Origin of the sequence: Bradyrhizobium sp. PSBB068 (assembly GCA_016839165.1) — a bacterium.
In the GTDB taxonomy this organism is placed as follows: Bacteria; Pseudomonadota; Alphaproteobacteria; order Rhizobiales; family Xanthobacteraceae; genus Bradyrhizobium.
Genome location: CP069300.1, coordinates 7,414,095 through 7,428,540, shown reverse-complemented (window position 1 = coordinate 7,428,540; position 14,446 = coordinate 7,414,095). Strand labels below are relative to the sequence as shown.

The window sequence follows — 14,446 nt, the reverse complement described above, 5'->3', positions numbered from 1 at the left end:
CACTTTTCCGGATCATGCTCCAGGAGCCTTCATGCTCACCGTTCACCATCTCGGCAAGTCGCAATCGGAGCGGATCGTCTGGCTGTGCGAGGAGCTGGAGATCCCCTATGAACTGAAGTGCACCACGCGCGATCCGGTCACGATGCTCGCGCCCGCCGACTACAAGGCGCTGCATCCGATCGGCGCCGCGCCCGTCATCACCGACGGCGACCTGGTGCTGGCCGAGTCCGGCGCTGTCGTCGAGTACATCGTCGCCAGATACGGCAATGGCCGGCTGACGCTGAAATCAGATCATCCAGACTTCGCCCGGTTCCTGTACTGGTTTCACTTCGCCAACAGCACGCTGCAGGCACAGATGGGCCGCAGCATGATCCTGAACCGGCTCAACCTGCCGGCCGACAATCCGATGCTGGCGGCGACCCGGGCGCGGGTCGACCGCTCGTTCGATCTGATCGAGGCGCGGGCGCGCGAGGCGCGCTATCTCGCGGGCGACCAATTCACCACCGCCGATATCATGATCGGCTTCTCGCTCACGACGATGCGCTATTTCCTGCCCTATGATCTCGGCCGCTGCCCCGGCATCAGGGATTATCTCGGCCGCATCGCGGCGCGCCCGGCCTATCAGCGCGCGATGCAGAAGGGCGATCCCGGCATGGCGCTGCTGCTGACGTGAGGCCGTGATGCCGCGCTACGTCGCCCTGCTGCGCGCCGTCAATGTCGGCGGCACCGGCAAGCTGCCGATGACCGAACTGAAGGCGATGTGCGTCGATGCGGGATTTGCCGACGTCGAGACCTACATCGCCAGCGGCAACGTCGTGTTCTCCTCCAGGCTCGGCGCGGCCAAGGTCAAGGCCGCGCTGGAGCAGCGGCTGCACGCCTACGCCGGCAAGCCGGTCGGCGTTGCCGTCAGGAGCGCGGACGAGATCGCCGCGGTGCTGAAGGCCAATCCGTTTCCGAAGGCGCCGCCGAATTTTACGGTCGCGATCTTCCTCGACGAGCCGCCACCCAAGGACGCCCTGAAAGACGTCAGGGGCCAGCAGGACGAGCAAGTGCGGCTCGGCAAGCGGGAGATCTACGTCGCCTATGGCAGCGGCATGGGCCGCTCGAAGCTGAAGATCCCCGCCGCCGCCAACGGCACCGCGCGCAACATCAACACCATCGCGAAGCTCGCCGAGCTGGCGGCGGGCGACGGCTAGAGAAAGCTCGTCCAGTTTTCTCCGAACCGTCATTCTGAGAAGCGCGCAGCGGCGTCTCAGGATGACGGTTAAAGCGCGGTTTGCGTTGCTAGCGCTCGTGCACAACAAATCCCTCGACATCGAGCCTCGCCAGCACATCCTCCAGATGGGCGCGGTCGCGGGTTTCGATCACGAGCTCGAGCAGGGTCGCCTTCGCCGGCAGATCGGAGAACGTGCGCTGGTGCGAGACCTCGATGATGTTGGCGCCGGCGTCGGCCAGCAGGATCGACACCGCCGCGAGCTGCCCGGGCCGGTCGACGATGTCGAGCGCCAGCTGCGTCAGCCGTCCCTCGCGCGCAAGCTCACGGGTCAGGACCGAGGCGATCAGCCTGGTATCGATATTGCCGCCGGTCAGCACCAGGCCGACTTTGCGGCCGGCAAAGCGCTCGGGCGCTGCGAGCACCGCGGCGAGGCCGGCGGCGCCGGCGCCCTCGACCACCGTCTTCTCGATCGAGATCAGGGTCGCGACGGCGCGCTCGATCTGATCCTCGCTGACCAGCACGATATCGTCGACGAGCTCGCGGACGATTTCAGTGGTGATCCGCCCGGGCGCCTTGACGGCGATGCCTTCGGCGAGGGTGTCGCCGCGCATCGGCAGCTGCGTGCCTTTGACGGCATTGTACATCGACGGATAGAGCTGAGCCTGCACGCCGATGATCTGCAGCGACGGCTTGATCGCCTTTGCGGCGGTGGCGATACCCGAGATCAGCCCCCCGCCGCCGATCGGCACCACCAGGATATCGAGTTCCGGCGCCGCCTCGAGCATTTCGAGCCCGATCGTGCCCTGGCCGGCGATGATCAGCGGATCGTCATAGGGGTGGACCAGGATCAGGCCGCGCTGCTCAGCATGTGCGCCGACGAAGGCGAAGCATTCTTCCAGCGTCTGTCCGGTGATGATGACCTCGGCGCCGTGCCGTCTGGTGTTCTCGATCTTCACCATCGGCGTGCCCGTCGGCATCACGATGGTGGCGGGGATGCCGAGCCGCTTCGCGTGATAGGCGACGCCCTGGGCGTGATTGCCGGCCGACATCGCGATCACCCCACGCGTGCGCTCCTCGGGCGACAGCGCCTGCAGCCTGTTCAGCGCGCCGCGCTCCTTGAAGGTCGCGGTGAATTGCAAGTTCTCGAATTTGAGGAACAGGCGGCAACCGCAGATGTCGCCCAGCGTGCGGCTTTCGTTGCACGCGGTGACCATCACCGAGCCCCGGATGGTATCGGCGGCACGGCGTATATCGGCAAGGGTGACGCCCGCTGGGCTGAGGGCGGTGGTATCGGCAGGATGCGGCATCGGGTTTCGCTTTGGACCGTTTCGTCAGACGGAACCTAGCGGGTTTCGGCGCCGAAGACGACCGGCTATCGCGTGGTCAACACCCGTTGCTCCGGCCGTGCCAGCGCGGGCAGCTGTGTCTCATCGCATTTGAGGCACAGCAACGCGGTGCGGAAATGCTTGTCGAGCACAATGGTTCGCGTCCTGCCGCACTGGCAGCGCATCGGCTTGTCCATGGAAGGTCGGCCCAGGTTCGAGATGCAAGGAAAGCGTGCGCTTAGCTATCCCGGTCCGGTTAACCCAATATGACTTGCTGCCGGAAAAATCAGAAGAACCCCGCACTGAGATCGAGGCCATAGCTTGCCCTGAGCACCGCGACGAACAGGGCCGCAAAGCCGAGCAGCAGGACATGCCGGGCGATGCTGCTCCGAAGCGAATTGGCCGGAAATACCCGAGCGATCGATTGAGCCAATGCAGTCATTTGCGACCTCCAGAACCACGTCCCGAAGGTAGGTCGCCGGCGACGCTGCGAGGTTCAACGCGGCTCGCGGGACGGCCGGCGGCGCACTGACGTGCTCGGCTCCGCATCACGTTGCGGCCGCGTACTGTTCCGGAAGCGGCGACCGACCACGATCAGCGTGCCCGCGGCACGGACTGCGGTCCCGGCCGACGGGGCGGGCGGCAGGTTGTCTTGCGTAACGGCTTCCAGCGCGCGCAGAAACGCACGTCCATCCGGTGTGATCTCCCAGCCTTCGGCATCACGCAGCACATAACCGTTGCTGAAGATGTCGAGCTCGGGAACCCGAGATGCCAGACGTTTGATCCGCGCATGCCAATCGTCGCCGCTCGAAGAGAGAATGGCGAGGTCGTGCTTGAGCGAATCGATGGTGGCTCTGCCGCTGACGTGACTGGCCAATATTTTTAGAATCGCAACCTGTATGCTCAACTCAACGCCTCGACCGCCACGGTTCTTTTTGTTCTGCGCAGCCGATCTGGAAATTATCGCGCTGATGACTCCGACGTCCAGTCATCAGCGCCAGTTATCCAGAACCGCGCATGACGGTATCGATTTACGCAACGCGCGACGTGCCGACGCTGCGCTCGGGCCGGTGCGACGACATCGATTCCTCTTCGCCATCCTGCGGCGAGCCCCAGAATTCCCGCACCGTCGGCCCGTGCGTCAACCTGGTGTCGCGCAGGAAGCCGAGAATTTCGTGCGGCCAGACCCGACGCCCCATCTGCGTGTACCAGCGCATGGCGTGACGAAGCCCGGCGTCGCGATGCAACAGCACGCGCAGCAAGGCCTTGGGTCGGCATTGCAGCACCATCTCGGTAAATTTGAACCAGAGCAGCACCCGCCACGGCGGCATGTGTCGGGTCGCGAGCACCTGATGCTTGTAGTCCCATCGGCGGCGATCGGTCTGGATCACACGTCGTTCTGCCGCGAGACGGAAATAGGGCGTCCAGCGATGCGGCGTGACGTAGAGCATCTGGATCTGATCGGGATCGTAGGACAGAAGCTGCCGCAGGCCGCGCCAGTGATCGCGATCGGTCTCCTCCTCGAAACCGACCACCCAGGTCGCCATCGACAGGATGCCGTACCGGCGCATCAGGCGGATAGCCTCGCGATCGGTCGTGGTGGTGGTGCCCTTGCGAATCAGCTGCAGCGTCTTCTCGTCGGTGTTCTCCATGCCGAGCAGGAAGCGCTGCCAACCCGCTCTCTTGTAGAGATGCAGGATATCGGCATCGCGGACGATATCGTCGGCGCGGGTCGAGCCGACCAGGATCAGATCGACATTCTCCGCGATCAGCGCTTCGAGGAACGTCCGCCAGGCCTTCTTCGAGACGGTCGGATTCTCGTCGGCGAAATTGATCACCTTGACGCCGTGCTCGCGGTGCAGCCGTGCCAACTCGCCGGCAAAGCGCACGGGATCACGGTGCCGCCATCGCGTCCAGAAACCGCGCTGGCCGCAGTAATTGCAGAGATGCGGACAGCCGCGCGAGAACTGCACGACGACGGCGCGCAAACCTCCCCAATAGCTGTAGCGGGCGTGATCGATCAATTCCCAGCCGATGCGATAGGCATCGAGATCGCGGATGACAGGCGCGGGCGGCGTGACGCGCGGCCCGTAATCATCGCGGAAGGCGATGCCGTTGATGGTGCGGAGATCGCCGCCGGTCTCCAGGGCCCGCATCAGGCGGCGCGCCGTCTCCTCCCCCTCACCGCGCACGATCGCAGTGACGTAGCGCTCTTCGCGCAAGATCTCGCGCCAGTGATAGGTCGGAAACACCCCGCCATACACGATCCGCACATTCGGCAGGGCCTTGACGATGGCCTGCGCCACCTCGGTGATGACGGGATGGCCCGAGGTGGAGCCGGAATGGCCGAACAAGACCGCATCGGGCGAGAATCGCGACGCCTCGGCCACGATGGCTGTGACCGGCATCGGGCCGAACTCGGCATCGAGAAGACGAACGTGGTGGCCGTCGTCGATCAACGGACCGCCGATCGACAGCAGGCCGAGCGGCGGCAGATGGTCGTCGGGGATCCGGCTGCCGATCGCCGGGTGCGGCACGTTGATGAGAAGAATGCGCATGGATGATCGCTCCCGCTTTGGTTGGCGTGATCGTTCGTCCCCGCATCTTGTGAAAGGAGAGCCCAACCCCCCGGCCGGGCTTGAAGAGAATCGAAGGCGCGGTCCGCCGCGCTAAAGCGCGATGAGTTAGAGGCTTGCCACCTCCGCCGGCGCGATCGCGGTCAGCCCGCCGAAGCGGCGCTCGCGGCGGTGGAAGGAGGCGAGCGCGTCGGCGAGATCATCGGCCTCGAATTCGGGCCACATCCGCTCGGTGAAATGCAGTTCGGCATAGGCGCCTTCCCAGAGCAGGAAGTCCGACAGCCGCTTCTCGCCCGAGGTGCGGATGATCAGGTCGACATCGCGGAGGCCGGCTTCGCCGGTGATCAGGTCGGCGAAGGCCTCACGGCTCAACGGACCGGCGCCGGCCGCGCGCGCGGCGGCGTTCAGGATCGCGTCGCGCGCCGAGTAATCGATCGCGATACGCAGATGCAGCGTGGTGCCGCCATGGGTCTCGGCCTCCGCGCGCGTGATCGCGGCGGCGATGCCGTCGGGCAGCCGGTCGCGGCGGCCGATCACGGTGAGGCGGACACCGTTGCGCACCAGGGCTGCGATCTCGTTGGCGAGATAGAACCGCAACAGCCCCATCAGCGCCGCGACTTCGGCTTTCGGACGACGCCAATTGTCGCTCGAGAATGCGTACAGCGTCAGCGTGCCGACGCCCTGGTCGGGCGCGGCCTCGACGATGCGGCGGATCGCCTCGACGCCCGCTTCATGTCCACGCAGGCGCGACAGGCCGCGCCGCGTCGCCCAGCGGCCGTTGCCGTCCATGATGATGCCGACATGGAGCCGGGCGACGGCGTCCGGCTTGAGCGCAACGTTGCTTTGCATCACAAAGTCTCCGGGCAAAAAAGGGATGATCAAATCGGCTGGATACCGAGGCGGCCAGATGCGCCTTCGTCCTTGCCGGCGGCTTTGGCCGCGTCGCGCACCAACTGCTCGAGCACGGCGAGATAATCGAGGAAACGGCGGCGGCCGCTCTTGGTCAGACGGCAGCTGGTATGCGGACGATTGCCTTCATAACCCTTGATGACATCGACGAGGCCGGCCTCCTGCAGCACCTGAAGATGCCGGCTGAGATTGCCGTCGGTCAGACCGCAGAGCTGCTTGAGGTCGGCGAAGGCGAGCCCCTTGGGATGCGCCATCAACGAGGTCAATAGACCGAGCCGCGCCTTCTCGTGGATGACGCGGTCGAGGCCATCATAGGCAAATGGCGCGGTGGTCACGTCAGTCTTCGGCATCATGGCCTCCGGAAGCGAAATACAACAGCGCTGCGAGCAGCAACTGGCCGATCGCGAATGGCAGTCCCATGGTCCAGGGCGACAGCGCGTGGCTCTGGCTTGCGATCAACAGCACCGTGAAGCCCGACAGGAAATACCAGGCGCCTCCGAGCGCGATCGTGCGCGGCAACAGGCGAACCGAGGCGAACACGGCGAGGCTGACCAGCACCTGCCACAGGCCGGGCAGCATCCACAGCGTCTCCGGCGCGAATTTCCATTGCAGCACCGCGAGCAAGACGCCGGCGATGACGGCGGGAACGAACTGCTCGATCGCCTGCTGGACCATGGCGTCGGCAAGGCCGGAATGATGCCGCCGCGAGCGTGCCTGCATCTCGATCCAGATCAGCACCGCGGACAGCAGCGCGGCCGCCGCCCAGCCGGCAAGGAAGGCGATCGGATGACCGGTGGGATCATCGAGCCAGAGATATTGGGCGAGCGCCGTGACCAGCGCGATGCCGCTGGTGACAGCCACCGTTGCCGGACCGTAGCCGCGGAATGCGGTCCCCGCCGCAATCTGGCTGCGGATCGCAAGAATGTCGGCCAAGGCCTTGTCGAGGTCGCGCATGATTCGCCCGAACTTTGTAATGCAAAGTATACGGGATCACCAAGTAAACGCAAGCGGCACCGGCCGTCCGCGCCGCATGATGTTTAACGGGTGGTTACTGCGCGGATTGCAGCGAAACCGTGCCGCCTCAGACCTTCACCAGGCTAGCAAAGCCGCCGTAGATCATACGCTGCACATTGAACGGCGCCGTTTTCGGATCCATCGACGCGAAGCGCGGATCGGCCATCACCTTGGCATTGATCCGATCGCGCTGGGCGCGCGACTTGTAGGTGATCCAGGCAAACACGACGGTTTCGCCGGCCTTCAGCTTCACGCTCTGCGGAAACGATGTCAGCTTGCCCGGCTTGACGTCGTCGGCAACCCACTCGCGATAATCCAGCGCGCCATGTTCGCGCCAGACCTTGCCGGCCATTTTCGAGAGCTTCGCATAGGCCTTGAGCTTCTTCTTCGGCACTGCGACGACGAAGCCATCGACGTAAAGCATGGGCGTTTCCTTGTCGTTATTGCGTCGTCATCGCGAGAAGCGAAGCGATGAAGCAATCCGTACCTGCACTTGCGGCGCGATGGATTGCTTCGCGGAGCCCGTCATTGGGCGCGCATTCGCGCGACCCGTTGACTCGCAACCACGATCAGGAGTGACAGCAGCAGGATGCCTGAACGGGCTCCGGTTGATACTGGTCACGTAGCCGCACCCAGTCCATCGGATAGGGCAGTCCTTCTTCATGGCGGCCGAGCGGCGTCAAGTCGAGATAGTGATAGGCGGCATTCATCATGTCGAGGCCGCGCGCGAACGTCGAGTAGGTGTGGAACACACTTCCCGCCTCGTCTCGATAGAACACGCTGATGCCGGGCAGCTCAGGCCCATAGAGCGGGGTCGTTCCATAATTGTATTTGGCGTCGCCCGCATCGATCTGCCCTTGTGTGAACGACACACCATAATCGTAGTTGAAGTCATTCTCTCCGGAGGACACCCAGTCGAAGGTCCACCCCATCCGCTGCTTGAAGGCCTCGAGCTTGGCCAGCGGCGCGCGCGAGATCGCGACCATCGTGGTGTCGCGCGCGGCAAGGTGCGGAACCATGCGCTCGAAGCCGTCGACCCAGAACGAGCAGCTCTTGCAGGCCGCGTCCCACTCCGGCGCGAACATCACGTGCTGCACCACGAGCTGCGGCCTGCCCTTGAAGAGATCACCGAGCGTCACCTTGCCGCCGGGCCCATCGAACACATAGTCCTTGTCGACCTTGACCCACGGCAGCTCGCGGCGTTGCCGGCTCACCGCTTCGCGGGCTTGCGTCAGTTCCTTCTCGCTGATCATCAGCGCCTTGCGGGCCGCGGTCCATTCTTCGCGCGAGACGATCTTGTGCTGGGACATGCGATGCTCTTTTGCGCTTCAGGCGTCGACGTAATGTTGGAGATTGCCGAGGAATTCGGTCCAGCCGCGCTGGTGGTTGTCGCGCGCGGCCTCATCGACGAACTGCGCGTGATGGAAGGTGAGCAAGGTGCCGCCGCCGTCGGGCCTGATCGACACCGTCACCTCGGAGACGCGCTCCGGCGTCGAATGCCAGGCCCAGCTGAACACCAGCCTCTCGTTCGGCACCACCTCGCGATAGATGCCGCCGACCTCGTGATATTCACCGTTGGTCCCGGTGAACTTGATCCGGTAGCGGCCGCCGACGCGGACATCGAGCTCGGCCTGTGTCGTACCGGGCTTGACCTGGCCCGGACCGAACCATTGCACTAGGTTTTCCGGCTCGGTCCACGCGGCGTAGACTTTCTCCGGCCGGGCGCGGAGGCGCCGCGTGAGGGTGAGGCTGGGACGCGCGGTAAGGCCGGCGTCGGCTGCGACTGCGGATTTGTTGGCTGCCACGGGTTTTCCTCCACAAAAGCGGCAAGGCGGTCGAGATTGTCGGACCAGAATTGCGCATACCGATTGAGCCAGTTCATCGCTTGCTCCATCGGCCGCGCGGTGAGCCGGCACGCCACCGTGCGGCCGGTCTTTTCGCGCGCGACCAGACCGGCATCCGTGAGCACGTCGAGATGCTTCATGATCGCCGGCAACGACATCGCGAATGGCTGCGCCAGCTCGCTCACCGACAGGCTTTCCTGCTCGCCGAGCCGCGCCAGCAGCACGCGGCGGGTGGGATCGGAAAGCGCCGCAAAGGTGCGGTCCAGCGTTTCGTCCTGATACTTAACCATATGGTTTAGTATAAGCGCAAACGGCGCGGCGTCAAGCGCGCGTCTTCACGATCGCGCGACGACGGATAGGTGCGCGGCGCCGGCCGGAAGTCTGCTAGTCGGGGTAGACCGTCCGATGCCGGCGCTGATGGCGGCGCGGCGGCGGCGGGGGCTCGCTGAACAGAAAGCGCGGATTTTCTCCGCAAGCGAGATAGCGGCCCGACACGCTCGCGAGGCACTGCTCGTAGGTTCGATAGGCGCATTCGCCCGGATAGCCCAGGCTCGGCCCCTGCGCACACCACGGATAATCATAAGGATCGGCGGAAGCGGGTGTGACGCTCGCCGTGCCGGCAAGCGTCATCGCTCCCAGGACAAGCATTGCCATTTGCGATGTGCGCATGATCCGCCTCCTTGAGATGCCGCAGTTCAAGCGCGGCATCCTGGGTAAGGTTCCTGAAGGTCATTTTATTCCGCGTCAAGGTCCCGCAATTTGCCTTGCAGGACAGCCATCGCCGCGCGGACCGGCAACGTTGAACGTCCGAGGCCTACTCGACCTTGAGGCCGGCGAACTCGACCACCTTCTTCCACTTGTCGGTCTCGGCCTTGATGTCGTTGTCGAACGCCTCCGGGGTCTGGATCAGCGAGTCGCCGCCGAGTTCGACCAGACGCTTCCTCATGTCGGGCTCGGCGAGAACGGCGTTGATCTCGGCGTTGAGCTTGGCGATCAATTCCTTCGGCGTGTTCTTCGGCGCCCCCATGCCGAACAGCGCGCTCGCCTCATAGCCCTTCACGGTCTCGGCGATCGCCGGCACGTCGGGCAATTGCGAGGAGCGATCCGTCGTCGTCACGCCGAGCGCGCGCAGCGAGCCGGAGCGGATGTGCTGGATGATCGAGGGCATGTTGTCGAAGATCACCTGCACCTGGCCGCCGAGCATGTCGGTGATCGCGGGCGCCGCGCCGCGATACGGCACGTGCTGCATCTTGCAGCCGGTCATCGACATGAACATCTCGCCGGACAGATGCACCGAGGTGCCGTTGCCGGACGAGGCCATGTTCACCTTGCCGGGATTGGACTTCACATATTCGATGAACTCGGCGACGTTCTTCGCCGGCACGTCCTTGTTCACCGTCATCACGTTCGGCACGCGGTTGAAGGACGCAACCGGCGCAACGTCGCGCACGAAGTTGAACTTCAGATTGGCGTACAGCGAGGCGTTGATGTAGTTCGCCGGATTGACCAGCAGCACGGTGTAACCATCCGGCTCGGCGTTGATCGCAGCCTCGGTGCCGATATTGTTGCCGGCGCCCGGCTTGTTCTCGATCACGAACTGCTGCCCGAGCTTTTCCGACAGCCGCTGCCCGATCAGGCGCGCGATGATGTCGGTGGCGCCGCCCGGCGGATAGCCCACGATCCAGCGCACCGGCCGCGCCGGATAGTCGGCTGCGGATGCGCGGCCGATCGCGAATGTCGAAATTCCCGACCCGATCAGGCCCAGCGCAGTGCGGCGTGAAATCATGAAGTCTCTCCCGATCCAGCAGGGTTTGGCCCCCTGCCCGTTTCTGTTGCGTTGCGTGCGGCGCGGTTCTAACAAACAATGTCAGATGCGACCAGTGCGACACGTGCGACACTGACCGCGACGAAAGACTAAGCTGCAAATGCGCTGGACCAAAAGGATCGATCATGTCCGTCAAGGTGAATGGGCTCGACCATCTCGTGATCAACGTCACCGATGTCGTGCGCTCGGTTGCCTGGTACAGCAGGATCCTCGGCATGGAGGTGAAGGTGTTCGACCCCGGCAAGGGCAAGACACCGCGCACCTCGCTGGTGTTCGGCAACCAGAAGATCAATGTGCGGCCGTGCGATGCCGACAAGGTGGATTGGTTCACCGCCGATCATGAAGCGGCCGGCAGCGACGACCTCTGCTTCCTCACCTCGAGCACGCCCGACGAGGTGGTGGCGCATCTGAAGGCCAATGGCGTGAAGATCGAGGAAGGCCCGGTGGCCAAGCAGGGCGCACGCGGCACGCTGCGCTCGGTGTACTGCCGAGATCCCGACGGCAGCCTGATCGAGATTTCGTCGTACGAGGACGGCACGACGTAGTCGTTTTCGTTGCGCGCGACGGCTCGCGCGGATGCGCGACCGATGACAGGCCCACAAGGCAATCAGGCCTTCCGCGCCGCGGAACAGATTGCTCCAGCGCTGCGCTTCCGATTTGCGCTTGGCGCACGCCGATGGCAGAACTGCTCCCAACCAAGATCAATGGCGGCCGGCAAGGCTGCGCGGGAGGACGTATGGCCAGTTCAAGTGCAGTCCCGGGTGTCGTAGGTCCGTTTGCGGGGCTCGACGTGCCATGGCTGCTCAGGATGCGCGCCGAGGTGCGCCGCGATCATCCGTTCCTGATCTGGGCTCCGTTCGACGCGCCGGCGCGGCGCTGGAACTACGGCGAATTCCATGAGCGCGTCGGCGCGCTGGCGGCGGGCCTCGCCAAACGCGGCATCAAGCAAGGCGACTATGTCCTGATCCATCTCGACAATTGCGTCGAGGCGATCATGTCGTGGTTCGCCTGTGTCGAGCTCGGCGCGATCGCCGTCACCACCAACACCCGCTCGGCTGCCGCCGAGATCGAATATTTCGCCGGCCATTGCGGCGCGGTCGCCGCGATCACCCAGCCGGCCTATGCCGAACTGATATCAGCCAACTGTAAGGGGCTTCGCTGGATCGCCGTGATCTCGCACGATGCCGGGCAGGCGCCGTCTCAGGCGCCCGCCCGAGGCGACAGTTTTGACGCGCTGTTCGCCGACAGCGCCGACCGGCCGAAGCGCCTGATCGATCCGCTGGCACCGTGCAGCGTGCAGTACACCTCCGGGACCACGTCGCGTCCGAAGGCGGTGCTGTGGACGCATGCCAACGCGCTGTGGGGCGCCAAGATCAATGCTGCGCACCAGGATCTGCATGGCTTCGACGTGCACCAGACCTATCTGCCGCTGTTCCACACCAACGCGCTGGCCTATTCGATGCTGGCGAGCCTGTGGGTCGGCGCGACCTGCGTGATCCAGCCACGCTTCTCGGCGAGCCGGTTCTGGCCGGTGGCGCTCGAGCACGGCTCGACCTGGACCTCGACGATCCCGTTCTGCATGAAGGCGCTGCTGGAGCACGAGGTGCCGAAGCATCACAAGTTCCGGCTCTGGGGCACCGCCGTGAACGAGCCGCCGCCATTCGCCGTATTCGGCATCAAGATCATCGGCTGGTGGGGCATGACCGAGACCATCACCCACGGCATCATCGGCGAGGTCGACCAGCCGAACCCGCCGATGTCGATCGGCCGCGCCGCGCCGGAATACGAAATCCGCATCACCAATGATGACGGCACCGCGACCGGCGTCGGCGAGACCGGCAATCTCCTGATCAAGGGCATTCCCGGCCTGTCACTGTTCGCCGAGTATCTGCACAATGAGAAGGCGACGCGCGAGAGTTTTGACGAGCATGGCTATTTCATCACAGGCGATCGCGTCACGATGCTGGAGCGCGGCTACATCAAGTTCGGCGACCGCTCCAAGGATATGCTGAAGGTCGGCGGCGAGAACGTCGCGGCCTCCGAGATCGAGCAGGTGATCGCAGTGGTACCGGGCGTGCGCGAGGCCGCCGTGGTGGCGAAGAAGCATCCGATGCTGGACGAGGTGCCGGTTGTCTTCATCATCCCGCAAACCGGCATCGCCGCCTTGCCTGCCGACCTGCACGACAAGGTCATGACCGCCTGCCGCGCAGGCCTCGCCGATTTCAAGGTGCCGCGCGAGATCCGCTTCGTCGACGAGATGCCCCGCTCGACGCTGGAGAAGGTCGCGAAGGCCGAGCTGCGGAAGATGCTGGAATAAGAGCCCGCCCCGTCATTGCGAGGAGCGAAGCGACGAAGCAATCCGTCTCTCCGCGCATATGAACGTATGGATTGCTTCGCTTCGCTCGCAATGACGGTGAGACGTCAATTCACCTCGAACCTGATCGGCAGCTTTTTCGGACCGTTGACAAAATAGGCCTGCGTCATCTTCACCTCGCCGTCGAGCGACAGCGACTTCAGGTGCGGCAGCAGCTCCTCGAACAGGATGCGCATCTCGAGCTTGGCGAGATACTGGCCGAGGCATAGATGCGCGCCGTAGCCGAACGCGACGTGGCGGTTGGGCTTGCGGTCGCTGCGGAAGCGATCGGGCTCCTCGAACACCTCCTCGTCGCGATTGCCCGAGGCGTAGCACAGCATCAGCCAGTCGCCCTTGGCGATCTTGCGGCCGCCGAGCTCGGTATCGGCGGTGGCCGAGCGCATGAAATGCTTGACCGGCGTCATCCAGCGGATCGCCTCGTCGACCAGGCCCGGGATCAAGTCCGGATTGGCCTTCACCTTGGCGAATTCCACGGGATCCCTGGCCAGCGCCCAGATCGCGCCTGCGGTCGAGGATGAGGTGGTGTCGTGGCCCGCGGTCGCAACGATCATGTAATAGCTGGTCTGATCGTGCTCCGGCATATAGTCGCCGCCGATCTTCGCATTCGCAATGACGGTGGCGAGATCGTCCCGCGGGTTCTGCCGACGATCCTCGGTGATCTTGCGGAAATACGCGGAGAAGTCGGCGATGATCGCCTGCAGCATCACCGAGACCTGCTCCGCGCTCAGCGCGTCTCGGACGCGCGCCGTGTCGGGATCCTGCGGGCCGAACAGCTCCTGCGTCAGCTTGAGCATGCGCGGCTCGTCCGCCTCGGGCACGCCGAGGATCTCCATGATGACGTGCAGCGGATAGCCGAGCGCGACGTCGTCGACGAAATCGCAGGCGCCGCCGCGGTCGAGCATGCGCCGCACGGTTGCGCGCGCGATCTCGCGGACGCGGCCCTCGAACTTGCCGAGATTATTCGGCATGAACCAGCCCTGCGTCAGCGCGCGGTATTTCGGATGGTCCGGCGCGTCCATCTGTACCAGCGAGCGCACCAGATTGGGGCTGCCGGTGATCTTGCGGACGCGCTCCTCGAGCGCCCGGTTGGTCAGCGTGGTCGGCCGGTCGGCATTGTGGAACAGGTCGTTCTGCCGGCTGATCGCCTGGATATGCGCGTGCTTGGTCACCACCCAGAACGGATCGAACTTCTCCGGTTGCGCGATCCCGAGCGGATTGTTGGCGCGCAGCCAGCGATAGCTGTCGTGGATGCGATCGTCGGCATAGGCGACGGGATCGACGAGGGTTGCCGCGATGTCGGCGGGGATGTTGATATCCCCGGTCGTTGCCGTGTCCATGTTCGTCCTCACCTGTCCCAGCATCG

Annotated in this window: 18 protein-coding genes; 4 read left to right on the top strand and 14 right to left on the bottom strand. The window is 64.5% G+C overall.

The features are described 5' to 3' along the window. The first annotated feature begins 31 nt into the window (after positions 1 to 31). Both JQ507_34475 and JQ507_34470 read left to right on the top strand, forming a co-directional pair. Positions 32 to 673, top strand: coding sequence for a glutathione S-transferase (locus tag JQ507_34475; GenBank protein ID QRI69879.1), 642 nt, complete (start codon positions 32 to 34; stop codon positions 671 to 673). A gap of 7 nt (positions 674 to 680) precedes the next feature. Continuing rightward, complete coding sequence (locus tag JQ507_34470; protein ID QRI69878.1) at positions 681 to 1,196, top strand: DUF1697 domain-containing protein; 516 nt, start codon at positions 681 to 683, stop codon at positions 1,194 to 1,196. An 88-nt stretch (positions 1,197 to 1,284) separates the two neighbouring features. Here the strand turns inward: JQ507_34470 and JQ507_34465 are convergent, their stop codons facing one another. The 13 genes from JQ507_34465 to JQ507_34405 form a co-directional block, all read right to left on the bottom strand. Beyond that, a complete protein-coding gene (locus JQ507_34465; protein ID QRI69877.1) occupies positions 1,285 to 2,523 on the bottom strand; it encodes a threonine ammonia-lyase in 1,239 nt (412 codons plus the stop codon). 304 nt (positions 2,524 to 2,827) lie between these two features. Then, positions 2,828 to 2,974: a response regulator gene (locus JQ507_34460; GenBank protein QRI73638.1), complete on the bottom strand. Its 147-nt coding sequence runs from the start codon at positions 2,972 to 2,974 to the stop codon at positions 2,828 to 2,830. 63 nt (positions 2,975 to 3,037) lie between these two features. Further along, the gene (locus tag JQ507_34455) at positions 3,038 to 3,418 is read right to left on the bottom strand and encodes an aminoacyl-tRNA deacylase (protein ID QRI73637.1); all 381 of its coding nucleotides are present in this window, start codon (positions 3,416 to 3,418) and stop codon (positions 3,038 to 3,040) included. Between the two features lie 154 nt (positions 3,419 to 3,572). After that, positions 3,573 to 5,099, bottom strand: a complete 1,527-nt coding sequence (bchE, locus tag JQ507_34450) for a magnesium-protoporphyrin IX monomethyl ester anaerobic oxidative cyclase (protein ID QRI69876.1) — start codon at positions 5,097 to 5,099, stop codon at positions 3,573 to 3,575. A gap of 126 nt (positions 5,100 to 5,225) precedes the next feature. Then, complete coding sequence (locus tag JQ507_34445; protein ID QRI69875.1) at positions 5,226 to 5,966, bottom strand: di-trans,poly-cis-decaprenylcistransferase; 741 nt, start codon at positions 5,964 to 5,966, stop codon at positions 5,226 to 5,228. Positions 5,967 to 5,995: 29 nt separating this feature from the next. Then, entirely contained in the window at positions 5,996 to 6,376 is a 381-nt protein-coding gene (locus JQ507_34440) for a transcriptional regulator (GenBank protein ID QRI69874.1), read from the bottom strand. Beyond that, positions 6,363 to 6,980 carry a hypothetical protein gene (locus tag JQ507_34435; GenBank protein ID QRI69873.1) on the bottom strand — a complete coding sequence of 206 codons (618 nt, stop codon included), beginning with the start codon at positions 6,978 to 6,980 and terminating at the stop codon, positions 6,363 to 6,365. Before JQ507_34435 ends, JQ507_34440 begins: the two co-directional genes overlap by 14 nt. Before the next feature lie 127 nt (positions 6,981 to 7,107). Further along, entirely contained in the window at positions 7,108 to 7,464 is a 357-nt protein-coding gene (locus tag JQ507_34430) for a DUF1428 domain-containing protein (GenBank protein QRI69872.1), read from the bottom strand. Between the two features lie 145 nt (positions 7,465 to 7,609). Beyond that, on the bottom strand, positions 7,610 to 8,350 hold the full coding sequence (locus tag JQ507_34425; protein ID QRI69871.1) for a DUF899 domain-containing protein: 741 nt from the start codon (positions 8,348 to 8,350) through the stop codon (positions 7,610 to 7,612). Between the two features lie 18 nt (positions 8,351 to 8,368). Next, the gene (locus tag JQ507_34420) at positions 8,369 to 8,716 is read right to left on the bottom strand and encodes an SRPBCC domain-containing protein (protein QRI69870.1); all 348 of its coding nucleotides are present in this window, start codon (positions 8,714 to 8,716) and stop codon (positions 8,369 to 8,371) included. Beyond that, on the bottom strand, positions 8,716 to 9,174 hold the full coding sequence (locus JQ507_34415; GenBank protein ID QRI69869.1) for a helix-turn-helix transcriptional regulator: 459 nt from the start codon (positions 9,172 to 9,174) through the stop codon (positions 8,716 to 8,718). The genes JQ507_34420 and JQ507_34415 overlap by 1 nt, the downstream gene beginning before the upstream one ends. Positions 9,175 to 9,268: 94 nt before the next feature. Next, on the bottom strand, positions 9,269 to 9,514 hold the full coding sequence (locus tag JQ507_34410) for a DUF3551 domain-containing protein (protein ID QRI73636.1): 246 nt from the start codon (positions 9,512 to 9,514) through the stop codon (positions 9,269 to 9,271). A 184-nt stretch (positions 9,515 to 9,698) separates the two neighbouring features. Beyond that, a complete protein-coding gene (locus JQ507_34405; GenBank protein ID QRI69868.1) occupies positions 9,699 to 10,670 on the bottom strand; it encodes a tripartite tricarboxylate transporter substrate binding protein in 972 nt (323 codons plus the stop codon). A gap of 164 nt (positions 10,671 to 10,834) precedes the next feature. Between JQ507_34405 and JQ507_34400 the strand changes: the two genes are divergently transcribed. Next, entirely contained in the window at positions 10,835 to 11,254 is a 420-nt protein-coding gene (locus JQ507_34400; GenBank protein QRI69867.1) for a VOC family protein, read from the top strand. Between the two features lie 191 nt (positions 11,255 to 11,445). Next, a complete protein-coding gene (locus JQ507_34395; protein ID QRI69866.1) occupies positions 11,446 to 13,026 on the top strand; it encodes an AMP-binding protein in 1,581 nt (526 codons plus the stop codon). Positions 13,027 to 13,130: 104 nt separating this feature from the next. Here JQ507_34395 and JQ507_34390 read toward each other — a convergent pair whose 3' ends face one another. Next, a complete protein-coding gene (locus JQ507_34390) occupies positions 13,131 to 14,420 on the bottom strand; it encodes a cytochrome P450 (protein QRI69865.1) in 1,290 nt (429 codons plus the stop codon). Between the last annotated feature and the right edge of the window lie 26 nt (positions 14,421 to 14,446).